At 52.3% G+C, this 24,509-nt stretch carries 18 protein-coding genes; 13 read left to right on the top strand and 5 right to left on the bottom strand.

The features are described 5' to 3' along the window. Positions 1-11: 11 nt before the first annotated feature. Positions 12-3,059: a formate dehydrogenase-N subunit alpha gene (gene fdnG, locus OGX90_RS12115; protein ID WP_095533095.1), complete on the bottom strand. Its 3,048-nt coding sequence runs from the start codon at positions 3,057-3,059 to the stop codon at positions 12-14. A 288-nt stretch (positions 3,060-3,347) separates the two neighbouring features. Here fdnG and yddG point away from each other — a divergent pair, with 288 nt between their 5' ends. The 3 genes from yddG (at position 3,348) to OGX90_RS12130 (ending at position 6,297) form a co-directional block, all read left to right on the top strand. Then, complete coding sequence (gene yddG, locus OGX90_RS12120) at positions 3,348-4,229, top strand: aromatic amino acid efflux DMT transporter YddG (RefSeq protein WP_048214181.1); 882 nt, start codon at positions 3,348-3,350, stop codon at positions 4,227-4,229. Between the two features lie 461 nt (positions 4,230-4,690). Beyond that, positions 4,691-5,773, top strand: coding sequence for a porin OmpD (gene ompD, locus OGX90_RS12125; protein ID WP_286623931.1), 1,083 nt, complete (start codon positions 4,691-4,693; stop codon positions 5,771-5,773). Between the two features lie 83 nt (positions 5,774-5,856). Continuing rightward, positions 5,857-6,297 (top strand): GFA family protein, encoded by a 441-nt coding sequence (locus OGX90_RS12130; RefSeq protein ID WP_003833032.1) that lies wholly within the window; start codon positions 5,857-5,859, stop codon positions 6,295-6,297. A 3-nt stretch (positions 6,298-6,300) separates the two neighbouring features. On the opposite strand, the gene OGX90_RS12135 is transcribed toward OGX90_RS12130, so the two are convergent. Beyond that, positions 6,301-7,785, bottom strand: a complete 1,485-nt coding sequence (locus tag OGX90_RS12135; protein WP_286623934.1) for an MFS transporter — start codon at positions 7,783-7,785, stop codon at positions 6,301-6,303. Between the two features lie 117 nt (positions 7,786-7,902). On the opposite strand from OGX90_RS12135, the gene OGX90_RS12140 reads away from it, so the two are divergent. The 7 genes from OGX90_RS12140 (at position 7,903) to OGX90_RS12170 (ending at position 17,822) form a co-directional block, all read left to right on the top strand. Further along, a complete protein-coding gene (locus OGX90_RS12140) occupies positions 7,903-8,481 on the top strand; it encodes a TetR family transcriptional regulator (RefSeq protein WP_286623936.1) in 579 nt (192 codons plus the stop codon). Between the two features lie 212 nt (positions 8,482-8,693). Next, positions 8,694-10,079: a NarK family nitrate/nitrite MFS transporter gene (locus OGX90_RS12145; RefSeq protein ID WP_057068225.1), complete on the top strand. Its 1,386-nt coding sequence runs from the start codon at positions 8,694-8,696 to the stop codon at positions 10,077-10,079. 96 nt (positions 10,080-10,175) lie between these two features. Beyond that, positions 10,176-13,916: a nitrate reductase subunit alpha gene (locus OGX90_RS12150; protein WP_008784806.1), complete on the top strand. Its 3,741-nt coding sequence runs from the start codon at positions 10,176-10,178 to the stop codon at positions 13,914-13,916. Continuing rightward, complete coding sequence (narH, locus tag OGX90_RS12155) at positions 13,913-15,457, top strand: nitrate reductase subunit beta (protein WP_008784807.1); 1,545 nt, start codon at positions 13,913-13,915, stop codon at positions 15,455-15,457. The genes OGX90_RS12150 and narH overlap by 4 nt, the downstream gene beginning before the upstream one ends. Beyond that, positions 15,457-16,152, top strand: a complete 696-nt coding sequence (gene narW / locus OGX90_RS12160) for a nitrate reductase molybdenum cofactor assembly chaperone (protein ID WP_003833045.1) — start codon at positions 15,457-15,459, stop codon at positions 16,150-16,152. Before narH ends, narW begins: the two co-directional genes overlap by 1 nt. Then, entirely contained in the window at positions 16,149-16,829 is a 681-nt protein-coding gene (gene narI / locus OGX90_RS12165; protein ID WP_003833047.1) for a respiratory nitrate reductase subunit gamma, read from the top strand. Before narW ends, narI begins: the two co-directional genes overlap by 4 nt. Before the next feature lie 99 nt (positions 16,830-16,928). Further along, a complete protein-coding gene (locus OGX90_RS12170; RefSeq protein ID WP_137377935.1) occupies positions 16,929-17,822 on the top strand; it encodes a PhzF family isomerase in 894 nt (297 codons plus the stop codon). A gap of 58 nt (positions 17,823-17,880) precedes the next feature. Here the strand turns inward: OGX90_RS12170 and nhoA are convergent, their stop codons facing one another. Next, positions 17,881-18,726: an N-hydroxyarylamine O-acetyltransferase gene (gene nhoA / locus OGX90_RS12175; protein ID WP_137377936.1), complete on the bottom strand. Its 846-nt coding sequence runs from the start codon at positions 18,724-18,726 to the stop codon at positions 17,881-17,883. A gap of 157 nt (positions 18,727-18,883) precedes the next feature. Here nhoA and OGX90_RS12180 point away from each other — a divergent pair, with 157 nt between their 5' ends. After that, positions 18,884-19,456 (top strand): flavin reductase family protein, encoded by a 573-nt coding sequence (locus tag OGX90_RS12180; RefSeq protein ID WP_003833054.1) that lies wholly within the window; start codon positions 18,884-18,886, stop codon positions 19,454-19,456. A 212-nt stretch (positions 19,457-19,668) separates the two neighbouring features. Continuing rightward, positions 19,669-21,645 carry an alkyl/aryl-sulfatase gene (locus tag OGX90_RS12185; RefSeq protein WP_057068212.1) on the top strand — a complete coding sequence of 659 codons (1,977 nt, stop codon included), beginning with the start codon at positions 19,669-19,671 and terminating at the stop codon, positions 21,643-21,645. Between the two features lie 37 nt (positions 21,646-21,682). Here OGX90_RS12185 and pptA read toward each other — a convergent pair whose 3' ends face one another. Continuing rightward, positions 21,683-21,910, bottom strand: a complete 228-nt coding sequence (gene pptA / locus OGX90_RS12190) for a tautomerase PptA (RefSeq protein ID WP_032943490.1) — start codon at positions 21,908-21,910, stop codon at positions 21,683-21,685. Positions 21,911-21,944: 34 nt separating this feature from the next. Next, positions 21,945-22,949, bottom strand: coding sequence for a LacI family DNA-binding transcriptional regulator (locus tag OGX90_RS12195; protein ID WP_172111133.1), 1,005 nt, complete (start codon positions 22,947-22,949; stop codon positions 21,945-21,947). A gap of 319 nt (positions 22,950-23,268) precedes the next feature. Here OGX90_RS12195 and OGX90_RS12200 point away from each other — a divergent pair, with 319 nt between their 5' ends. After that, a complete protein-coding gene (locus OGX90_RS12200) occupies positions 23,269-24,480 on the top strand; it encodes an L-talarate/galactarate dehydratase (RefSeq protein WP_286623937.1) in 1,212 nt (403 codons plus the stop codon). The last annotated feature ends 29 nt before the right edge of the window (positions 24,481-24,509 follow it).

Raw genomic sequence — 24,509 nt, forward strand, 5'->3', positions numbered from 1 at the left:
GTTCGCCTCCCTTACGCCTTCTCGATGTTAACTAAAAACGCTTTGTATTCCGGCGTTTGCGAGTTTGCATCACCGACGTTCGGCGTCAGGGTGTTGGCGATAAAGCCTTTACGCGCGACTCCTTCAAAGCCCCAGTGGATTGGGATCCCAACCGTTTCTACCTGCTGACCGTTGACGTTCAGGGTACGCAGACGACGAGTGACCACGGCAACTGCGCGAATAAATCCACGTTTGCTGCTGACTTTCACGTGATCGCCGTTGTTGATCCCCTTCGCTGCCGCCAGCGTTTCGCTGATTTCCACAAACTGCTCTGGCTGGGCAATCGCATTCAACAATGCGTGCTTGGTCCAGGTATGGAAATGTTCGGTCAGACGATAGGTCGTCCCGACGTACGGGAAGTCCTGTTTCGTGCCCATACGGAGTTTATCCGCTTCGTACAGACGCGCTGCCGGGTTGGAGATCACATTCGGGTGCAACGGATTAGTGCCCAGCGGCGTTTCCATCGGCTCGTAGTGTTCCGGGAACGGACCTTCCGCCATCTTATCGATAGCAAACAGACGCCCCAGCCCTTCCGGCTGCATGATAAACGGATTGGTGCCACTGCCCGGTGCCGCGGTATTGAAGTCCGGGATATCGTTCCCCGTCCACTTCGTACCGTTCCACTGGATAAGCATGCGTTTTGGATCCCACGGTTTACCCTGCGGATCCGCCGAAGCGCGGTTATACAGCACGCGACGGTTTAGCGGCCATGCCCAGGCCCAGCCCAGCGTATTACCGAGACCTGACGGGTCGGCGTTATCGCGATTGGCCATCTGGTTGCCCTGCTCGGTCCAGCTGCCGGTATAAATCCAGCAGGATGATGACGTAGAACCATCATCGCGCAGCAGCGCAAAGCTGTTGAGCAACTGACCTTTCTTCGCAACCAGCACGCCGTTGGCATCATAGAGATCTTCCAGCGCATAGCCGTTGTTCTCTTTCGCCACTTCTTCGGAGTGCGGTTCGTCCGGCTGCTTATAGTTCCAGCTCATTTTCAGAACGGGTTCTACAGCTTTACCGCCTTCAGTGCGATACATGTCGCGCAGGCGGTGGTAAATACCGGCAAGGATCTCGCCGTCGTTGCGGGCTTCACCCGGTGCGTCCTGACCTTTCCAGTGCCACTGCAGCCAGCGGCCAGAGTTGGCGATGGAGCCGTCCTCTTCCGCAAAGCAGGTAGAAGGCAAACGGAAAACTTCGGTCTGAATCGACGCCGGATCAACGTCGTTTGATTCACCGTGGTTCTGCCAGAACGTTGAAGTTTCGGTCACCAGCGGATCGATAACCACCAGATACTTCAGTTTGCTGAGACTCTGCACCACTTTGTTTTTGTCCGGGAAGGACGCAACAGGGTTAAAGCCCTGACAGATGTAGCCGGTGACTTTCCCGCTATCCATCATGTTGAAGTATTTAATGACGTCGTAGGACTGATCCCACTTCGGCAGCCACTCAAAGCCCCAGTCATTTTCTTTCTGCGCTGCATTGCCGTAGAAAGATTTCATCAGGCTGACGAAGAACTTCGGATAGTTGCCCCAGTAGTTAACCTGATCGGCCAATGTCGCTTTTGGCGTGTTTGCGGCCAGATAGGTTTGCAGGTCTGTCTGTTTCTCTGACGGCAGCGTCAGGTAGCCCGGCAGGCTGGTAGAGAGCAGACCTAAGTCGGTTAACCCTTGAATGTTGGAGTGGCCGCGCAAGGCGTTGACACCGCCACCTGCCATCCCCATGTTGCCGAGCAGCAACTGGATCATCGCCATGGTGCGGATGTTCTGCGCCCCGACGGTATGCTGAGTCCAACCCAGCGCATACAGGAACGTGGTGGTGCGATCGGCTGCGCTGGTGGAAGCCAGCACTTCGCAGACTTTCAGGAAGTCTTCTTTCGGCGTACCACAAATGTTTTCCACCACATCCGGCGTGTAGCGGGAAACGTGCTGTTTTAGCAGGTTCCAGACACAGCGAGGATGGCTTAACGTTTCATCGCGTTTCGCGTAGCCGTTTTCATCGAACTGGTAGTTCCAGGACGATTTATCGTATTGGCGTTTTTTCGCGTCGTACCCGCTGAACAGACCGTCTTCAAAAGCATAGTCATCCCGCACCAGCAGGCTGGCGTTGGTGTAATGCTTAACGTATTCAGCGTTAATTTTGTTGTTTTCAATCAGGTACAGCAAGACGCCGGACAAGAACGTAATGTCCGTGCCGGAACGAATTGGCGCATAGATATCCGCCACCGAAGCTGTACGTGTAAAACGAGGGTCAACAACAATCAGCGTGGCATCATTGTTGTTTTTAGCTTCCATCGCCCAGCGGAATCCCACTGGATGTGCTTCAGCGGCGTTACCGCCCATCACCATCACGACGTTAGCGTTTTTAATATCAACCCAGTGGTTGGTCATCGCACCGCGACCAAATGTTGGAGCAAGACTTGCTACCGTTGGTCCGTGTCAGACGCGCGCCTGGTTGTCTACTGCCAGCATGCCGAGTGAGCGCACAAATTTTTGCGTCAGCATACCGGTTTCATTACTTGCCGCAGATGCACACAGCATCCCGGTTGAAAGCCAGCGGTTTACCGTTACGCCCTGCTCATTCTTCTCAATAAAGTTGGCGTCACGGTCAGTTTTCATCAGCTTCGCGATACGGGTGAATGCTTCATCCCAGCTGATACGCTGCCATTTGTCGGAACCTGGTGCACGGTATTCCGGGTAACGCAGACGGTTTTCACTGTGCACGTAATCCAGTAATCCTGCGCCCTTAGGACATAATGCCCCACGGCTCACCGGATGATCCGGATCCCCTTCAATATGGTAAATCGACTCTTTGGCGTTTTTTGCTCCATCTCCCAGGCTATACATTAATAGCCCGCAACCTACGGAACAGTATGTGCAGGTGTTTCGGATCTCTTTGGCGCGTAACAGCTTATAGTTTCGCGCCTGAGCCAGTGCCATTTTGGGTGCAAAACCCAGAGCAGCTACTGTTGTTCCCGCCATACCGCCCGCGCAGATTTTAAAAAATTGTCTGCGGCTGACGTCCATTGCTTTCCTCTTTTTTGCAGGGATTCGTACAGGACATCTCTCAAATCGCGCCGGCGAGGCATAATTGAAAAATGACATGTACAACTTCGCGACGAAACTATCAGCTATATCCATATTTTTTTTGCGTCAAATCAATAACGAAACGGTTCCGCTACTAAATAGTGCACTTTGTTTAACCTTTGTACCCATAAGGGGGTAGGTGAAAGGTAATTAGTTAGCGCGCTACGGTGTAAAAGTGCTATAAATTTCAGCTTAAATTTTTGCCAGCACCATGGACAGACAATCAGAATGACAAAACAAAAAGCGACGTTAATTGGGCTCATTGCCATCGTGCTCTGGAGCACGATGGTCGGGCTAATGCGTGGGGTAAGTGAAGGGCTGGGTCCTGCGGGTGGCGCAGCAATGATTTTTTCGTTAAGTGGCCTGTTGCTGATTTTTACCGTTGGCTTTCCGAATATCAGAAAAATTCCTGTGCGTTATTTAATCGCGGGTAGCGTGCTTTTTGTTACCTATGAAATATGTTTAGCGCTGGCTCTCGGTTATGCGGCTACTCGTCACCAGGCTATTGAAGTCGGTATGGTCAATTATCTCTGGCCGAGTCTGACGATATTGTTTGCTATTTTATTTAATGGTCAAAAAACAACCTGGCTGGTAATCCCTGGATTAATTATCGCATTGACCGGGGTTTGTTGGGTATTGGGTGGCGAAAATGGCCTTAATCCTGGTGAAATTATAAACAACGTTGCCAGCAGCCCGCTGAGCTATTTCCTCGCCTTTCTTGGCGCATTTATCTGGGCAACGTATTGCACGGTGACCAATAAATACGCAAAAGGCTTTAACGGTATTACCGTATTCGTTTTACTAACTGCTGCAAGTTTGTGGGTTTACTATTTTATGACTCCGCAACCAGAAATGAATTTCAGCACTTCGGTGACTATTAAAATGTTCTCAGCGGCATTAACGTTAGGATTTGCCTATGCGGCGTGGAATATTGGCATTTTGCATGGCAACGTGACCATCATGGCCGTAGGTTCCTATTTTACCCCAGTGCTATCCTCCGCTCTGGCTGCTGTGTTACTCAGCGCCCCGTTGTCGCTATCTTTCTGGCAGGGTGCATTGATGGTTTGTGCGGGTTCGCTACTTTGCTGGTTGGCAACACGCCGCGCCTGAAAAAAAATCCGGGTTTTATCGCGCAAATCTAAAACCCGGCTACACTGTAATCAAATTAATGAATAATAAATGTTCATTCCACTTGTGGTTTATGTTTGTTTTTGTTTAATTTAATGTTAAATAATTGGTAATTAATCAACTCCCGAAAATATTGCATGCTTATCTATATTCCTCAGTATGTATATATTATACCTGCGTGACTAACGCCATTTAAACCATAGACGGCACAATAGTCCCCTACGTAAATATACCCATTCAGATTTGTCACATATAAAGATTAATACAATCAGCTATATTATGTAGATCTGGATCACACAAATTCAAATATTTCGCAATATTATGAAACTTATTATTGAACTTATACCACTGCGTCATTTAAAAATAGTTTGCCATTGACGAACCCCTTCGTTTAGCAATGGTTTAGGAAACACACCAAGAAAAAATTATAAGGATTATTTAGAATGAAACTTAAATTAGTTGCAGTGGCAGTGACTAGCCTGTTGGCGGCAGGTGCGGTAAACGCAGCTGAGGTATATAACAAAGACGCAAACAAACTGGATATCTACGGTAAAGTTCACGCTCAGCATTACTTCTCTGACGACAACGGCAGCGATGGCGACAAAACCTACGCGCGTCTGGGCTTCAAAGGCGAAACTCAGATCAATGACCAACTGGTTGGTTTTGGTCAGTGGGAATATGAATTCAAAGGTAACCGTACTGAATCCACCGGTGGTTCCAACAGCGACAAAACTCGTCTGGCATTCGCTGGTCTGAAATTCGCTGAATACGGTTCTTTCGACTACGGTCGTAACTACGGCGTAGCATACGACATCGGCGCATGGACCGACGTCCTGCCTGAGTTCGGTGGTGATACCTGGACCCAGACTGACGTATTCATGACTGGCCGTACTACTGGCGTTGCAACCTACCGTAACACCGACTTCTTCGGTCTGGTTGAAGGTCTGAACTTTGCTGCTCAGTACCAAGGCAAAAATGACCGTAGCAACGACAAAGAAGCTAATGGCGACGGTTTCGGTCTGTCTTCTACTTACGAGTATGAAGGCTTCGGCGTAGGTGCTACCTATGCGAAATCTGACCGTACTGACTCTCAGAGCAATGCTGGCAGCGCGTTCAAAGCTGACGGTAAAAACGCTGAAGTATGGGCTGCTGGTCTGAAATATGATGCGAACAACATCTACCTGGCAACCACCTACTCCGAAACCCGCAACATGACCACCTATGGTTCTAAAGTTAACGGTATCGCTGATAAAGCACAGAACTTTGAAGTTGTTGCACAGTACCAGTTCGACTTCGGTCTGCGTCCGTCCGTTGCTTACCTGAAATCCAAAGGTAAAGACATCAACAATTACGGCGACCAGGATCTGGTTGAATACGTAGACCTGGGTGCTACCTACTACTTCAACAAAAACATGTCTACCTTCGTTGATTACAAAATCAACCTGCTGGATGACAATGCATTCACCAATGCTGCCGGTGTAAGCACTGACAACATCGTGGCTATTGGTCTGAACTACCAGTTCTAATTTTGTTGTAGTCTGAATACAAAGCCAGTCCTCCAAGGGCTGGCTTTTTCTCTTAATGTAGACTCGGTCATAAGGAGTATGCCGTGCAGACATTCACTGGTCGTTGTCTTTGCGGACAGAGTCATTTTACCGTTGACGTCGAAATGCTGGATGTCTATGCCTGCCACTGTACGCTGTGTCAGAAATGGTCAGGCGGTATCGCCATGTATCTGGAAGCCAGCGCTCACCCGCTGATGTCGCCAGAATCGGCAGAACCTTCGCACTTTCCTTCTTCAAATCGTGGTGAACGGTTCTTCTGTTCCGGCTGCGGATGCCCACTGTGGTTTACGTTGACGGACAGCGATCGCTACTTTATTCCATGGACACTTCTGGAACTTAATGAGGTAGATCGCCGCCGCCTGATATTAGCGGCAGAGATCTATACGGAAACGCAACCTGCGTTCTGGAGACTGACGGGGCAATACGCTCGACTGAGTGGGAAAGAAGTCGAAGAGATGGATTACCCCTGTCATTTAGCTCACTAGTTATTAACGTTGTACCTTTGCCAGACTGAACCACATTCCTATCGCTAATATGATAAGCATGCTGCCGGCGCTGCTTAAGGCCACGCTATGTGACCAGGTGAACGCTTCTCTGGCAGCCGTCAGCAATGCCTCACTCAGTGACGACGGGAGCGAGTGCGCCAGTTGTACCGCCTCCCCCATTGACGATGTGGCTCGTTCTGCTTCCTGCGGATTAAGTCCGGCTGGCGGCAGAATCGATGCAGAAAAGCTACGGCTCAGCAGTAAGCCAAAGATAGCGATCCCAAGTCCTGCCCCCAGTTCATAAGCCATTGTCTCGATGGCGCCAGCGGCCGCGGCTTTTTCCGCCGGCGCTGCTGCCATGATAGCCGCCGTTGAAGCCAGGAGCGCACTGGCGGCGCTGAAACCGAGCAAAGCCATCAAAATCCAGGCTTGTATCTGTTGGCTACTGAAATCCGTCATCGCCAGGCCGTAAAAACTGACGGCGCTCAGCGCCATGCCCGCCGTTGCCACACAACGTAATCCCAGGCGTGAAACCAACATACCGGCAATCGGTCCGCTGAAACCACTTGCCAGCATCACAGGCAGCATGAACAATCCAGCCTGATACGGTGTTAAACCGTGAACAAACTGTAGTTCCTGAGCCATCAGCAACTCAAAACCCACCAGCGTTATCATCGCGGTCATCGCCATCACTACACCGCTCAAGATAATGCGATGCGTGAACAGACGCATATCAATCATCGGGCGAGCTGCCGCAAGCTGGATACGGACAAACTGCCACAACAGTAAAGCGCCGGTTAACAGCGTCAGGGCGATGGCAACGGTCGCCGTATGCCCTTTCAGCGCAGTTTTAGCGCTGTAAACCAACAGCAGAATGGCAACAATCAGCATGATCGCATGACCAAAATTTAACGATTGATCGCGACGTCCGGCCTGGCGTGGCACTAAGCGTGCGGTTAAGGCCATTACCACCAGGACAATTGGCACATTAATTAAGAATACGGCCCCCCAGTAGAAGTGCTCCAGCAGCATCCCGCCAACCAGTGGGCCAAACGCCGCACCGCCGGAACCGACCGCCGCCCAGACGCCGAGCGCCATATTTCGATGCCGTTGCTCAGAGAACGTGGCGCGAATACCCGCCAGCGTTGCCGGAACAATCATCGCCGCGCCAATCGCCAATACCGCCCGGGTGGCAATCAGCCAGCTTGCGCTATGAGCAAAAGCGGCCGCCAGCGATGCGAGACCAAATAATCCACCGCCTAACAGCAGCAGACGTTTAAAGCCGATGCGATCCCCCAGCGCACCCATTGGCAATACCATTCCGGCCATTACCAGGGAATAAATATCAATGATCCACAGCAGCTCGTTACCACTGGCACCCAGCGTCATACTCAGCGTGGGCGCGGCAACGTGCAGCACCGTTGCATCAATCGCAACAGGGATGTAGACCAGCACAATAATGACTAACGTTAACCACTGACGAAACATAAAACTCCCTAACGAAACCAAAACTGGACACATGTCCAGCTTTAGCGATCCTACGGAAAATTGAACATATGTCCAACTTTTTGTTAGACTGCGATCTATACGGGTACAGGAGGAATGATGAGCTATCTAAATCGGGATGAACGTCGGGAAGTGATTCTGCAAGCAGCAATGCGTGTCGCACTTGAAGAAGGATTTTCCGCCATGACGGTTCGACGCATTGCTGCAGAAGCTCACGTCGCGACGGGCCAGGTACATCACCATTTCGCCTCTGCCGGCGAACTCAAATCCCAGGCATTTGTGCGCCTTATCCGCACCCTACTTGATGCCGAACTGGTCAGCGAAGACGCCAGTTTCCGTGAGCGACTGCATGCGATGCTAGGCAGTGAAGATGGTGGTCTGGAACCCTATATTAAGCTATGGCGTGAAGCACAGGTTGTTGCGGGTAAAGATCTGGAAATTAAAAGCGCCTACCTGTTGACCATGCGAATGTGGCACGAAGAAACCGCCAACATCATTACACAAGGACAGAAAGCCGGTGAGTTCTCATCCGCGCCTGATGCCGCCGACGTCGCATGGCGCTTAATCGCATTAGTCTGCGGCCTGGATGGTATGTACATATTAGGTATTGAGGAAATGGCCGATCCTGCATTCGATCGTCATCTTGATCGTATGATAACGCAGGAGTTATTTATTTGATGTAATAGATGGATTAACAATACATCTTTTATGTTTACAATTAGTAACACTTAAGCAACGTGTAATTCTCCCATCACGCCGCGTTATTGCGCTTTTTTATCTATTCTTTCAGTCAATATTCCTAAAACTTTTCAATAGTTTCTAAAAAGAAGCCGCGCGGCGCTGCATGCGTTTATTTCTTTTTCATGAACGGCATGTGCATGGAGAATAATATGTCATCATCAAATGAGAAAAATAATCGTTATCTTTTAACTGACTGGAAACCAGAGAACCCCGGCTTTTGGGAAAATAAAGGCAAGCACATTGCGCGCAGAAATCTCTGGATATCAGTGAGTTGCCTGCTTCTTGCGTTTTGCGTTTGGATGCTGTTCAGTGCCGTAGCCGTCAATCTGAATAAAATTGGTTTTAATTTCACCACCGACCAACTGTTTTTATTAACGGCATTGCCATCTCTTTCTGGTGCAATATTACGCGTACCCTACTCCTTTATGGTACCTATATTTGGTGGTCGTCGCTGGACCATTTTTAGCACGATTATTCTGGTTATTCCCTGCGTCTGGCTCGGATTTGCCGTGCAAAATACCGCTACTCCGTTTGGAGTATTTATAGTCATTGCGCTGATGTGCGGATTTGCAGGCGCTAACTTTGCCTCCAGCATGGGCAATATCAGCTTTTTCTTCCCCAAAGCGAAGCAAGGCAGCGCGTTAGGCGTTAACGGTGGTCTCGGCAACCTCGGCGTCAGCGTGATGCAGTTGATCGCGCCACTGGTGATCTTTCTGCCCATATTTACCTTTTTGGGCGTACAGGGCGTACCGCAAGCTGACGGCTCGTTATTGTCGCTGGCCAATGCAGCATGGATATGGGTGCCGTTACTGCTGATAGCCACCGTGGCAGCGGGCATGGGAATGAACGACATTGCCAGCTCGAAGGCCTCAATTGCCTCTCAGTTACCGGTCCTCAAGCGTTTTCATCTGTGGTTATTAAGTCTGCTGTATCTCGCCACCTTCGGTTCATTTATCGGTTTTTCGGCAGGCTTTGCCATGCTGGCGAAAACCCAGTTCCCCGACGTGAATATCCTGCAACTGGCGTTCTTCGGCCCCTTCATCGGCGCGCTTGCACGATCGGCGGGTGGTGTTATCTCTGACAAGTTTGGTGGTGTGCGTGTCACCTTAATTAACTTCATCTTTATGGCACTGTTCAGCGCCCTGCTGTTTCTCACTTTGCCCGGCTCGGGCGAAGGTAGCTTTATCGCGTTTTACCTGGTGTTTATGGGCTTGTTCCTGACCGCGGGTCTGGGCAGCGGTTCAACCTTCCAGATGATTGCGGTGATCTTTCGCAAAATCACAATTTATCGGGTGAAGCTGCATGGTGGTACCGAAGAACAGGCTCAGCGGGAAGCGGTAACCGATACCGCCGCCGCCCTGGGATTTATTTCCGCTATTGGCGCAGTGGGGGGCTTCTTCATTCCTAAAGCGTTTGGCTCATCGCTGGCGTTGACCGGCTCTCCGGTGGGTGCCATGAAAATATTCCTCGTGTTTTACATCGTCTGCGTGCTGGTGACCTGGTTGGTCTATGGCCGTAAATCACAAAAAAAATAACAAAATGGATACCGCAGGATCGGACATTTAGGTAGGTCGGATCAGGCCTGGAGTTCGATTCACCGTCGGCAATATTATCGAAGCAGGAGTTATGTCATGAGTAAACTGTTAGACCGCTTTCGCTACTTTAAACAAAAGGGCGATACGTTTGCCGAGGGGCACGGGCAAGTGATGCACACCAACCGGGACTGGGAAGACAGCTATCGTCAGCGCTGGCAGTTCGACAAAATTGTGCGTTCTACCCACGGCGTTAACTGTACCGGCTCATGCAGCTGGAAGATCTACGTTAAAAACGGGCTGGTGACCTGGGAAACGCAGCAAACCGACTACCCGCGTACTCGTCCTGACCTGCCAAATCATGAGCCCCGTGGCTGTCCACGCGGCGCCAGCTACTCGTGGTATCTCTATAGCGCTAACCGCCTGAAATATCCCCTGGTGCGTAAACGCTTAATCGAATTGTGGCGCGACGCCCTCTCCCGCCAGCCCGATCCGGTGCTGGCCTGGGAATCCATTATGAACGACCCGCAAAAATGCCAGAGCTACAAGCAGGTACGCGGGCGCGGTGGATTTATCCGTTCGAACTGGAAAGAGCTTAATCAGCTGATTGCTGCCGCCAACGTCTGGACGGTGAAAACCTACGGCCCGGATCGCGTGGTCGGCTTCTCCCCGATCCCGGCGATGTCGATGGTTTCCTATGCCGCCGGCACTCGCTATCTCTCGCTAATCGGCGGAACATGTCTGAGTTTCTATGACTGGTACTGCGACTTACCGCCCGCGTCACCGATGACCTGGGGCGAGCAGACCGACGTTCCTGAATCCGCCGACTGGTATAACTCCAGCTATATCATCGCCTGGGGTTCTAACGTGCCGCAGACTCGTACCCCGGATGCGCACTTTTTCACAGAAGTACGCTACAAAGGCACCAAGACGATTGCCATTACGCCGGATTACTCGGAAGTCGCCAAACTGTGCGATCAGTGGCTGGCACCCAAACAAGGAACAGACAGCGCGCTGGCAATGGCGATGGGCCACGTCATCCTGAAAGAGTTCCACCTCGACAATCCCAGCGATTATTTCCTCAATTACTGTCGTCGCTATACCGACATGCCGATGCTGGTTTTACTGGATGCCCGCGAAGATGGCAGCTACGTGCCTGGACGCATGATGCGTGCTTCAGACCTTGTCGATGGCCTGGGTGAAAGCAACAATCCGGAGTGGAAAACGGTAGCCTTTAACAGCGCTGGCGAACTGGTTGTCCCGAACGGATCTATCGGTTTTCGCTGGGGGGAAAAAGGCAAATGGAACCTGGAACCACTGGCGGCTGGCGCTGAAACTGAACTTTCTCTTTCGCTGCTTGGTCAGCATGATGAAGTGACCGGCGTGGCATTCCCCTATTTTGGCGGCAACGAAAACCCACATTTTCGCAGTGTAAAACAAGAACCGGTGCTGATCCGTCAACTGCCGGTAAAACATCTTACCCTCGCTGACGGTAGCCGTTGCCCGGTGGTGAGCGTCTATGATCTGGTGCTGGCGAATTATGGCCTCGATCGTGGTCTGGATGACGTTCATAGCGCGCAAGATTACAGCGAAGTGAAAGCCTACACCCCGGCCTGGGGCGAGCAAATTACCGGTGTGCCACGCCGTCATATCGAACAGATCGCCCGTGAGTTTGCCGATACGGCGCACAAAACGCATGGCCGTTCGATGATCATTCTCGGGGCTGGCGTCAACCACTGGTATCACATGGATATGAACTACCGTGGCATGATTAACATCCTCGTGTTCTGTGGCTGTGTGGGACAAAGCGGCGGCGGCTGGGCGCACTATGTGGGTCAGGAGAAACTGCGTCCGCAAACCGGTTGGTTGCCGCTGGCCTTTGCGCTGGACTGGAACCGACCACCGCGTCAGATGAACAGCACTTCGTTTTTCTACAACCATTCCAGCCAGTGGCGTTATGAAAAACTTACCGCGCAGGAACTCCTCTCTCCACTGGCCGATGCGTCGAAGTTTAGCGGACATTTGATTGACTTTAACGTGCGGGCTGAAAGGATGGGCTGGCTGCCGTCTGCGCCGCAGCTTAACCTCAACCCTTTGACCGTTAAAGCAAAAGCCGAACAAGCAGGGCTATCTCCTGCGCAATACACCGCACAGGCGCTGAAGTCAGGTGATATTCGTTTTGCCTGCGAACAGCCAGATAACGGCAAAAACCATCCGCGCAACCTCTTCGTCTGGCGCTCTAACCTGCTCGGCTCCTCCGGTAAAGGGCATGAATACATGCTCAAATATTTGCTGGGTACCGAAAGCGGGATCCAGGGGGAAGCGCTCGGTTCAAGCGAGGGTATTAAACCTGAAGAGGTTGAATGGCAGTCGGCGGCGATAGAGGGCAAGCTCGATCTGCTGGTCACGCTCGATTTCCGTATGTCCAGTACCTGTTTGTTCTCCGATATCGTTCTGCCAACCGCTACCTGGTATGAAAAAGACGATATGAATACCTCGGATATGCATCCGTTTATTCACCCGTTGTCTGCGGCGGTCGACCCGGCATGGGAATCGAAGAGCGACTGGGAAATTTATAAAGGCATCGCCAAAGTATTTTCTGAGGTTTGCGTCGGACACCTTGGACAAGAAACGGATGTGGTATTGCAACCGCTGCAACACGACTCTCCGGCAGAGCTGGCGCAGCCGTTTGACATTCAGGACTGGCGCAAAGGCGAATGCGATCTCCTCCCGGGCAAAACGGCACCGAATATCGCCGTTGTGGAGCGTGACTACCCCGCCACCTACGAACGCTTTACTTCACTTGGCCCGCTCATGGACAAACTCGGTAACGGCGGGAAAGGCATTGCGTGGAATACCCAGGCGGAAGTCGATTTCCTCGGCAAGCTGAACTACACCAAGCGCGAAGGCCCGGCAAAAGGACGCCCGCTGATTGACACCGCGCTGGATGCCTCTGAGGTGATCCTCGCCCTGGCACCGGAAACAAACGGTCAGGTGGCGGTGAAAGCCTGGGAAGCGCTGGGGGCGATGACCGGACGCGACCATACGCACCTGGCGTTGAACAAAGAAGACGAAAAGATCCGTTTTCGCGATATCCAGGCGCAGCCGCGCAAAATCATCTCCAGCCCCACCTGGTCCGGGTTGGAAAGTGAACATGTTTCCTATAACGCAGGCTATACCAACGTCCACGAGCTGATCCCATGGCGTACTCTGTCCGGTCGCCAGCAGCTGTATCAGGATCATGCGTGGATGCGAGCGTTCGGTGAAAGTCTGGTGGCGTATCGTCCACCTATCGATACCCGCAGCGTCAGTGAAATGCGCGAGGTTCCGCCTAACGGCTTCCCGGAAAAAGCGCTCAACTTCCTGACGCCGCACCAAAAATGGGGGATCCACTCTACCTATAGCGAAAACCTGCTGATGCTGACGCTGTCGCGCGGCGGACCGATTGTCTGGATCAGTGAAACCGATGCCAAAGAGCTGGGCATTGAGGATAACGACTGGATTGAAGCCTTCAACGCCAACGGTGCGCTCACCGCGCGTGCAGTGGTGAGTCAACGCGTGCCACCGGGAATGACCATGATGTATCACGCTCAGGAGCGAATCATGAATATCCCTGGCTCAGAAGTGACCGGGATGCGCGGCGGGATCCATAACTCGGTGACCCGCGTCTGCCCGAAACCCACGCACATGATAGGTGGCTATGCGCAGCTGGCATACAGCTTCAACTATTACGGTACGGTCGGCTCTAACCGCGATGAGTTCATCATGATTAGAAAAATGAAAAATATTAACTGGCTGGATGATGAAGGTCGCGATCAGGTACAGGAGGCGAAAAAATGAAAATACGCTCACAGGTAGGCATGGTTCTTAATCTGGATAAGTGCATCGGCTGCCACACCTGCTCCGTCACCTGTAAAAACGTCTGGACCGGGCGTGAAGGGATGGAATATGCATGGTTTAACAACGTCGAGACTAAACCGGGGATTGGGTATCCAAAAAACTGGGAAGATCAGGAAGAGTGGCAAGGCGGCTGGGTTCGCGATGTTAACGGCAAGATAAGACCGCGTCTGGGCGGTAAGATGGGCGTTATCACCAAAATTTTCGCCAACCCGGTAATCCCGCAAATCGATGATTACTATGAGCCGTTTACTTACGATTATCAGCATCTGCATAGCGCGCCGGAAAGCAAGAATCAGCCCACCGCGCGTCCGCGTTCGCTGATCGATGGTAAGCGGATGGACAAGATTATCTGGGGTCCAAACTGGGAAGAACTGCTTGGCGGCGAATTTTCAAAACGTGCCCGCGACCGTAACTTCGAGAAGATGCAAAAAGAGATGTACGGCCAGTTCGAAAACACCTTCATGATGTATTTACCGCGCCTGTGCGAGCACTGCCTGAACCCAAGCTGTGTCGCCACCTGCCCAAGCGGTGCTATCTATAAGCGTGAAGAAGACGGCATTGTGCTGATCGACCAGGATAAATGTCGCGGCTGGCGCTTGTGCATCAGCGGCTGTCCGTACAAAAAAATCTACTTTAACTGGAAGAGCGGTAAGTCAGAGAAGTGCATTTTCTGCTATCCGCGTATTGAGTCTGGCCAGCCGACGGTATGTTCGGAAACCTGCGTTGGACGTATCCGTTATCTCGGCGTATTGCTGTACGACGCCGACCGCATCGAAGAAGCGGCCAGCACCGAGCATGAGACCGATCTCTATGAGCGTCAGTGCGATGTATTCCTCAATCCGCACGATCCGGCGGTTATTGAAGAGGCGTTAAAACAAGGTATTCCGCATAACGTCATCGAAGCGGCCCAACGTTCGCCAGTCTACAAAATGGCGATGGACTGGAAGCTGGCGCTGCCGCTGCACCCGGAATATCGCACCCTGCCGATGGTCTGGTATGTACCGCCATTGTCACCGATTCAGTCGGTCGCCGACGCGGGCGGACTGCCGCACAATGGCAACATTTTGCCGGCGGTTGAGTCGCTGCGAATTCCGGTTCAGTACCTCGCCAACATGCTCAGTGCTGGTGATACCGGTCCGGTGCTGCGCGCACTGAAACGTATGATGGCCATGCGCCACTATATGCGTGCGCAAACAGTGGAAGGCGTGACGGACACCCGCGCGATTGAGGAAGTAGGTTTGACCGTTGAGCAGGTTGAAGAGATGTATCGCTATCTGGCCATCGCCAACTATGAGGACCGCTTTGTGATCCCGACCAGCCACCGTGAAATGGCGCGCGATGCCTTCCCGGAGAAAAACGGCTGCGGATTTACCTTCGGTGACGGCTGCCACGGCTCAGATACCAAATTCAACCTGTTTAACAGTAGCCGTATCGATGCAATCGACATCACCGAAGTGCGCGATAAAGCGGAGGGTGAATAATGCAAATCCTGAAGGTTATCGGCCTGCTGATGGAATATCCCGACGAGCTGCTGTGGGAGTGTAAAGACGACGCGCTGGCGCTTGTGGCCAGCGATGCCCCCATGCTTACCGAATTTAGCCAGGGATTGCTCAATGCGCCACTGCTGGATAAACAAGCGGAATGGTGCGAAATCTTTGACCGGGGCCGGGCCACCTCTCTGCTGCTGTTTGAGCACGTGCACGCCGAGTCCCGTGACCGGGGTCAGGCGATGGTTGATCTGCTGGCGCAGTATGAAAAGGTCGGGCTACAGCTCGACTGCCGCGAACTACCGGATCATCTGCCGTTGTATCTGGAGTATTTGAGCGTGTTGCCGGAGGACCAGGCCAAAGAAGGACTGCAGAACGTTGCTCCGATTCTGGCTCTGTTGGGCGGGCGCTTAAAACAGCGCGATACGCCGTGGTATCAACTGTTTGACGCCCTGCTGCTGCTTGCCGGAAGCCCTCTTTCAAGTGACAGTGTCACTAAGCAGGTTGGTGCTGAAACCCGCGATGATACTCGTCAGGCGCTGGATGCGGTGTGGGAAGAGGAACAGGTGAAGTTTATCGAGGATAACGCCACCGCCTGCGACAGTTCACCGTTACAAAACTATCAACGACGCTTTAGCCAGGACGTGGCGCCGCAGTATGTCGACGTCAGCGCGGGAGGCCCAAAATGATACAGTACCTGAACGTCTTTTTTTACGATATCTACCCGTACCTGTGCGGTACGGTGTTTATCCTCGGCAGTTGGCTACGCTATGACTACGGGCAATACACCTGGCGCGCCTCTTCCAGCCAGATGCTGGACAAACGCGGCATGGTGCTGTGGTCAAACCTGTTCCACATCGGCATTCTGGGGATCTTTTTCGGTCACCTGTTCGGCATGCTAACGCCGCACTGGATGTATGCCTGGTTCCTGCCGATTGCGGTGAAACAACAGATGGCGATGATTGCCGGTGGGCTTTGTGGCGTACTGACGCTGGTTGGTGGCGCAGGTTTGCTGGTGCGGCGTCTGACCAACCCGCGCATTCGTGCAACGTCTTCCACCGCTGATATTCTGATCCTTTGCGTTCTGCTGATTCAGTGTATCCTCGGCTTAACCACCATCCCGTTCTCCGCACAGCATCCTGACGGCAGTGAAATGCTGAAACTGGTTGGTTGGGCGCAGTCAGTGGTGACTTTCCAGGGCGGCGCATCTGCACATCTGGATGGTGTGGCGTTGATTTTCCGTGTGCACCTGGTTCTGGGGATGACTATCTTCCTGCTATTCCCGTTCACCCGTCTGGTCCACGTATGGAGTGCGCCGTTTGAGTACTTCACTCGCCGCTATCAGATAGTGCGTTCCCGCCGATAATTGAACTCTGATGCCCGGTAGCGCTTGCGCTTACCGGGCCTGCATCGCTATCCCGCTTTTTGTACGTTATGATGCTTCTCCATTTCAGGGAGAACGCTAATGAAACCACAGGTTTACCACGTCGATGCCTTTACCTCGGTCCCTTTTCGCGGCAACTCAGCAGGTGTGGTTTTACATGCTGATGGACTGAGTGACGCGCAGATGCAGCTCATCGCTCGCGAGCTGCGTCATTCAGAAACCGCATTTCTGCTGACCAGTGACGACAGCGATGTTCGCATCCGCTATTTCACCCCGACGGTCGAAGTTCCTATCTGTGGGCATGCTACCGTCGCCGCGCATTATGTGCGGGCTAAGGTGCTGGGTCTGGGCAACTGCACGGTCTGGCAAACCTCGCTGGCCGGACGTCATCGGGTGGATATTGACGCTACCGGGAACGACTATCGCATTAGCCTTGAGCAAGGTGAACCGGGTTTTGAACCTCCACTGGAGGGCGCTGTTCGTACTGCGATTCTCGATGCGCTGCACCTGAGCGAAGACGATATGCTGGCAGGCTTACCCATTCAGGTTGCCACGACCGGACATTCGAAAGTGATGATTCCACTGAAACCCGAGGTGGACCTTGACGCCCTTTCCCCTGATTTACCGGCTTTGACCGCCATCAGCCAGCAAATTGGCTGTAACGGCTTTTTCCCTTTTCAAATCCGCGAGGGCGAAAACGCCACTGATGGCCGCATGTTTTCACCTGCTATTGGTATTGTGGAAGACCCGGTTACCGGCAATGCCAACGGTCCAATGGGCGCGTGGCTGGTCCACCATGGGCTGATGGCGCATGATGGGAAAACGTTACGTGTTCAGGGGCATCAGGGCCGTGCGCTCGGGCGCGACGGGATTGTTGATGTGACGGTGACTATCCGTGAAAACCAGCCGGAAAAAGTCACCATTACCGGTTCGGCGGTGATCCTGTTTCACGCAGAATGGGCGATAGATTTTTAATTGTTCCCGAAGGCCGGATAAGGCGATGACGCCGTATCCGGCATGACTTCCGATGCCCCTATTTCCCCGCCTCCGGATGCGTATCAAACGCCGCCATGACCGTCGCCAGCTCATCTTCGGTAAATCCATGCTTCACGTCATCCACACCCAGTCCAAATCGTTCTTGCAACAACGCATACAAACTGGCGACGTCAGGCAAATTAATCTGCTCTACCGCATGTCCATCCTGATAATGGGTAAAGTGAAAATTGGTTAACGTTAATTTCCCGCCGTCGGGCAGATGACGGCACATCAGCAGATGATGACGAAAATGTGATTGCGGCCAGTGTGCGGACCAGAAGTTGCCCATCAGATAATCGCTCTGATGCTGCACGACCAGATCGAAACGATACATTGACTGCCAGTGTTCGTGATGACGGAACTGGAGGATCCAATCTTCACCTTCCTGAATCAGCCGATATTCGCCGTGTGGCGTCTTCTGCTCAGTGTTGGCCTGCAGACGAATTGGTGCTGTCAGCGTTTGCCCGCCAAAGCCAACGTCGGCGATCCACTGCTCTCCCTGCAATTCAACCAGCAACAAACGATGCGTGCGCGGCGGCAGACTTGACGGATTTGCCAGTACCACGCGACCGAGAAGGCTACGTACGTTAAAACCGATTTCGCGTAGCGCGCGTTCAAACACGCCATTCTGTTCAAAGCAATAACCGCCACGACGCGCCGTTACCAGCTTCTCTTCCAGCGACAAATCGTCAAGCTGCATCTCTCTTGGCAGTAATACATCCAGGTTTTCAAAGGGAATTGCGCTGTTGTGCAGTAGATGTAGCGCTTGCAAGGTTTCAAGGTTGACGTTGGCCGAACCTGACCAGCAAATACGGGCAAAATAAGCGGTTAAAAAAGGCGTCATACGGAGTTCCTGTTCGATTAATGCAGTACTTATAACGTATTTTTCGTTTTACGCTGTCGATTTTGTGCGTTGTTAATTCCTGTGAGGCGACAAAATCGCTAATACCGTTAATATCTATGTTTATTGTGGTGTGTTATCTCTCAGCCAAGGAGCATCCATGAGCCATTTTCGTCCGATCGAATTAAAACATGCCAGTCGGCTACTCAATCATGGCCCAACGATATTGATAACCAGCCGGGATGAGCATACCGAGCGGCGAAATGTGATGGCTGCGGCGTGGTCAATGCCCGTGGAATTTGAGCCGCCGCGGGTAGCAATTGTTGTTGATAAGACCGCCTGGTCGCGGGATCTCATTGAACGTAGCGGTAAATTCGGCATCGTTATTCCGGGTATCGCCGCCGTCAACTGGACCTGGGCCGTAGGCAGCGTTTCCGGTCGCGTGGAAGATAAATTCAACTGTTACGGCATTCCCGTGGTACAAGGACCCGTGCTAGGTTTACCGCTGATAGAAGCGAAATGTCTGGCCTGGATGGAGTGTCGCCTGTTGCCAGCCACGGCGGCACAGGAAAAATATGACACTCTGTTTGGGGAAGTGGTCTCCGCTGCCGCTGATGAGCGAGCCTTCGTGGAAGGACGCTGGCAGTTTGATGATGGCAAGCTCAATACTCTGCATCACCTTGGGGCCGGAACGTTTATCTCCAGCGGGAAACGCATTATCGCAGGTGAATGATAGTATGCTAACGGATGGCAGTTCTGCTCTGTCATCCGCAACTGTTTTCTTAAAACTTCTGAAAAACCAGTTAGATAAATTACTCTGCCTTCCTTGCCTAATCATTCATGTGAATTATAGTTAATCTTGCACTAACTCAAATACCTAATCAAAACGCTATCCGTCAAAGCAGCATCCCAACTGTACTTTTGAAGTGTCAGAGAGGTTTTACGATGCAACTTAATAGAATCGCACAAAGTTTTATACTTGCTGGGTTACTCACATCGTTTTCTGTTCCCCTTATGGCCGCTGAAGCCCCCAAAGACGCTACAGCCGCCACGCAACAAGCCAACAACGCGCTTTACAATCAACTGCCCTTCTCCGATAACACCGACTTTACCGACGCCCACAAAGGCTTTATCGCCCCACTCCCGCAGGACGTGATCAAGGGCGAGCAGGGAAATGTTATCTGGAATCCGCAGCAGTACGCGTTCATCAAAGAAGGCGATAAAGCCCCGGATACGGTAAACCCGAGCCTGTGGCGTCAATCTCAGTTGATCAACATCAGCGGGCTGTTTGAAGTAACGGATGGCGTTTACCAGATTCGTAACCTCGATCTGTCAAACATGACCATTATTGAAGGTAAAGAAGGCATCACCGTTGTTGACCCGCTGGTCTCGGCAGAAACGGCCAAAGTCGGGATGGATCTTTACTTTAAAAACCGCGGTAAAAAACCGGTTGTTGCAGTGATTTATACCCACAGCCACGTTGACCATTACGGCGGCGTACGCGGCGTTGTCGATGAAGCCGACGTTAAAGCGGGCAAAGTGAAAGTTTATGCGCCAGCCGGCTTTATGGAAGCCGCGGTCGCTGAGAATATCATGGCCGGTAACGTCATGAGCCGCCGCGCGAGCTACATGTACGGCAACCTGTTAAAACCTGATGCCAAAGGCCAGGTCGGCGCGGGACTGGGAACCACGACCTCCGCGGGAACCGTTACCCTGATTGCGCCAACAAATATCATTGAGAAAGATGGACAAAAAGAGGTCATCGACGGCCTGACCTATGACTTCATGCTGGCCCCGGGTTCCGAAGCACCATCGGAAATGCTGTGGTACATCGAAGAGAAAAAACTTATTGAATCCGCAGAAGATGTTACCCACACCCTGCACAACACCTACTCCCTGCGCGGAGCCAAAATTCGTGAGCCGCTGCCGTGGTCCAAATACATCAACGAAGCGATTGTGCGCTGGGGTGATAAAGCCGAGGTGCTGATGGCGCAGCACCACTGGCCAACCTGGGGTAATGACAAGGTGGTCAGCCTGCTGAAAAGTCAGCGCGATCTGTATCGTTACATCAACGACCAGACGCTACGCATGGCTAACGAAGGTCTGACCCGCGATGAAATCGCTGCCAACTTTAAGCTGCCGGACTCACTGGCACATACCTGGGCTAACCGCGGTTACTATGGCTCCGTGAGCCATGACGTAAAAGCGACCTATGTGCTCTATCTCGGCTGGTTTGACGGCAACCCGGCAACGCTGGATGAGCTGCCGCCGGAAGAGTCTGCGAAGAAATTTGTCGACTACATGGGCGGTGCGGACGCCATTTTGCAGAAAGCAAAAGCCGACTATGACCAGGGTAACTACCGCTGGGTGGCACAGGTGGTAAGCAAAGTCGTGTTTGCCGATCCAAATAACCAGGCCGCACGTAATCTGGAAGCAGATGCGCTTGAGCAACTGGGTTATCAGGCCGAATCCGGCCCGTGGCGTAACTTCTACCTGACCGGCGCGCAAGAGCTGCGTAACGGAGTGGTCAAAGGCCCAACCCCGAATACCGCCAGCCCGGATACCGTTCGTGCTATGACACCGGAAATGTTCTTCGATTATCTGGCAGTGCATATTAACGGACAAAAAGCGGGTGATGCGAAGTCGGTATTTAACATCGATCTTGGCAGTGATGGCGGTAAATATAAGCTTGAGCTGGAGAATGGCGTCCTGAACCATACCGCCAATGCCGAAGCGAAAGATGCCGATGCTACGATCACGCTTAATCGCGATACGCTGAACAAAATCATCCTCAAGGAAGTGACGCTGAAACAGGCACAAGACAGCGGTGACGTGAAGATAACCGGTGACGGCGCCAAGCTTGATGCCATGCTCGGCTATATGGATAAATTCGAATTCTGGTTCAACATCGTTACGCCATAAGCACAACGAAAACGGGCGGAAATCCGCCCGTTTTTTCTTACATACTGTAGCCAGGTTTTTTAATTAATCTCGCCATCTGCGGCACAATTTCCTTATCCCACACGGCCTGCCACGCCTCTGGCTCAACTTCATTGAGCGCCACGCTGACTGAACTGTCTTTGCTTTGCAAATGACGAATAATAACCTCGGTAATATCCGCCGCCAGGGCGGTTTTCTGTTCGTCGGTAAGAGAGCGAGGAAAACATTTAATATCAACGTGCGGCATAGCAGATTCCTTATTGTTTTGGGTTGCAGGTAACTTATGCGGACTCTCGTTCAACCAGATGAAAACCGACATCAATAATATCGTCTTCACGCGGAATTTGTTCGATACGATCGGCAAGCAGTGAGGCAGCACGTTGCCCGATGGCTCGTCTGTCGACGCTGACGGTGGTGATGGCTGGCCGATTGCTGGCAGCAAAATCGAGATCGCCAAAACCGATTACCGCTAACTCTTGCGGCACGCGTATACCGCGACTCTCGGCCTCCATGATCGCCCCCTGAGCTAACGTATCTGAGCTACAGACAATGACATCAAACTTGCGATCCGCCAATAGCTGCGCCAATCCAGTGCGTCCCAATGCCAGAGAGGCCGGAAGTGGGACGTCCACCTGTGCGTCAGCCGCAATACCATGACGACTCAACGCATCGCACAGTCCTTGTTTACGCTGGCCTGCCCGGCGATCGGCAGTCCATAACAACCCCGGACGTCGATAGCCTTTATTCAGCAGATAGTCTGCCACCGCTTGCCCGACCTTTTCATGCGAAAAACCGACCAGCATATCGATGGGTGTTGGGGTTAAATCCCAGATTTCCACGACCGGGATGGCCGCATTAAGAATCACTTTTTTCAGCTCAGCGGTATGATGAATACCGGTGAGTACTACACCATCCGGGCGACGAGAAAGCAGCGTCGCCACCAGCTCCGCCTCAGTTTGCGGTGTATAACCCGACACGCAAAGCAAAATGTGGTATCCGCGTTCTGCCAGTTCATCACTTAATGACTGGATGGTATCGACAAACATATTGTTGTTAATTTGCGGAATAACCACGGCGATAAGCTTGCTGCGACGCGACGCCAGTCCCCCAGCCAGTGCGTTGGGAATATAGCCGGTGGCGCGCACCGCCTGCATCACTTTTTCAACCGTTTTCGGGCGCACCAGCTGCGGGGTATTCAACGCCCTGCTCACCGTCATGGGTGACAATCCCGCGGTACGGGCAACATCTTCCAGCGTGGGAGCGCGCGGTGGTTTGGGATTTTTCACTGTCGATGCCCTTGTCAAAAATCGCTGATTTATCCTGGCATTATTCATCATGATTTTGGCTATTGCCAGCGTTGCTCAGTGATAACGCAGGGAAAACAGCAGCTTAGTTAATTATCGCCACTCAAAATGATAGCGCAATCACAATGATTTGTGCATTTCTCCATAAAGTACTGGAATGTGACGTCGTTTATAATTTACCACCCTTCTCTCTCTGAATTTGTGAGCAATTGTTCAAATCGCAGTCAATTCGCTGGCACAGTGATTGCGCTAACATTAAAAATGATAGCGCAATCATTTGTTATCACCAGGAGAGAACAATATGTCTTTAAGTGCCAATTCCGATGCCGTGACCTATGCCAAATCGGCTAACGCTAAAACCGCAGCAGAAACCGGTGACCGTATTGAATGGGTAAAACTGTCTCTGGCTTTCCTTCCTCTGGCAACACCCGTGAGCGATGCCAAAGTGCTCACCGGTCGCCAGAAACCGCTAACTGAAGTCGCCATAATCATCGCCGAGATCCACAGCCGCGACGGGTTTGAAGGCGTGGGATTTAGTTACTCCAAGCGGGCTGGCGGCCAGGGAATCTATGCGCATGCCAAAGAAATTGCCGATAACCTGTTAGGCGAAGATCCAAACGATATTGACAAGATCTACACCAAGCTGCTGTGGGCTGGCGCTTCCGTGGGGCGCAGCGGCATGGCGGTACAAGCCATCTCCCCTATCGATATCGCATTATGGGATATGAAAGCCAAGCGTGCAGGATTGCCGCTGGCAAAACTGCTTGGCGCGCATCGGGACTCCGTGCAGTGCTACAACACCTCCGGCGGATTCCTGCATACGCCGCTGGATCAGGTGCTAAAAAACGTGGTTATTTCCCGTGAAAACGGCATTGGTGGTATCAAACTCAAGGTTGGTCAGCCAAACTGCGCCGAGGATATTCGCCGCTTAACCGCGGTGCGTGAAGCGCTGGGGGATGACTTCCCGCTAATGGTCGATGCCAATCAGCAGTGGGATCGAGAAACCGCCATCCGTATGGGACGTAAAATGGAGCAATTTAATCTAATCTGGATTGAAGAGCCGCTGGACGCCTACGATGTTGAAGGCCACGCCCAACTGGCCGCCGCGCTTGATACCCCGATTGCCACCGGTGAAATGCTGACCAGCTTCCGCGAACATGAACAGCTGATCCTCGGCAATGCCAGCGATTTTGTGCAGCCCGATGCACCGCGTGTGGGAGGGATTTCACCGTTCCTGAAAATTATGGACCTGGCGGCTAAACATGGTCGCAAGTTGGCTCCACACTTCGCTATGGAAGTTCACCTGCATCTGTCCGCCGCTTATCCGCTTGAGCCATGGCTGGAGCATTTTGAATGGCTGAACCCGTTATTTAATGAACAGCTTGAGTTGCGTGATGGCCGGATGTGGGTTTCCGACCGTCACGGCCTGGGGTTTAGCATCAGCGAGCAGACGCGCCGCTGGACACAATTGACCTGCGAGTTTGGTAAACGTCCTTATTTATTTGGCGGGTAAGTAATACCCGCCCTCTTCCCTACAGAAAC

The sequence above is a fragment of the Citrobacter sp. Cpo012 genome, assembly GCF_030333015.1.
GTDB lineage: Bacteria > Pseudomonadota > Gammaproteobacteria > Enterobacterales > Enterobacteriaceae > Citrobacter > Citrobacter portucalensis.

Excerpts from the sequence above, each read along its gene's own strand:
- yddG (WP_048214181.1), top strand. The coding sequence starts at position 3,348 with ATGACAAAACAAAAAGCGACGTTAATTGGGCTCATTGCCATCGTGCTC.
- ompD (WP_286623931.1), top strand. The coding sequence starts at position 4,691 with ATGAAACTTAAATTAGTTGCAGTGGCAGTGACTAGCCTGTTGGCGGCA.
- OGX90_RS12135 (WP_286623934.1), bottom strand. The coding sequence starts at position 7,785 with ATGTTTCGTCAGTGGTTAACGTTAGTCATTATTGTGCTGGTCTACATC.
- OGX90_RS12140 (WP_286623936.1), top strand. The coding sequence starts at position 7,903 with ATGAGCTATCTAAATCGGGATGAACGTCGGGAAGTGATTCTGCAAGCA.
- OGX90_RS12145 (WP_057068225.1), top strand. The coding sequence starts at position 8,694 with ATGTCATCATCAAATGAGAAAAATAATCGTTATCTTTTAACTGACTGG.
- OGX90_RS12150 (WP_008784806.1), top strand. The coding sequence starts at position 10,176 with ATGAGTAAACTGTTAGACCGCTTTCGCTACTTTAAACAAAAGGGCGAT.
- narH (WP_008784807.1), top strand. The coding sequence starts at position 13,913 with ATGAAAATACGCTCACAGGTAGGCATGGTTCTTAATCTGGATAAGTGC.
- narW (WP_003833045.1), top strand. The coding sequence starts at position 15,457 with ATGCAAATCCTGAAGGTTATCGGCCTGCTGATGGAATATCCCGACGAG.
- narI (WP_003833047.1), top strand. The coding sequence starts at position 16,149 with ATGATACAGTACCTGAACGTCTTTTTTTACGATATCTACCCGTACCTG.
- OGX90_RS12170 (WP_137377935.1), top strand. The coding sequence starts at position 16,929 with ATGAAACCACAGGTTTACCACGTCGATGCCTTTACCTCGGTCCCTTTT.
- nhoA (WP_137377936.1), bottom strand. The coding sequence starts at position 18,726 with ATGACGCCTTTTTTAACCGCTTATTTTGCCCGTATTTGCTGGTCAGGT.
- OGX90_RS12180 (WP_003833054.1), top strand. The coding sequence starts at position 18,884 with ATGAGCCATTTTCGTCCGATCGAATTAAAACATGCCAGTCGGCTACTC.
- OGX90_RS12185 (WP_057068212.1), top strand. The coding sequence starts at position 19,669 with ATGCAACTTAATAGAATCGCACAAAGTTTTATACTTGCTGGGTTACTC.
- pptA (WP_032943490.1), bottom strand. The coding sequence starts at position 21,910 with ATGCCGCACGTTGATATTAAATGTTTTCCTCGCTCTCTTACCGACGAA.
- OGX90_RS12200 (WP_286623937.1), top strand. The coding sequence starts at position 23,269 with ATGTCTTTAAGTGCCAATTCCGATGCCGTGACCTATGCCAAATCGGCT.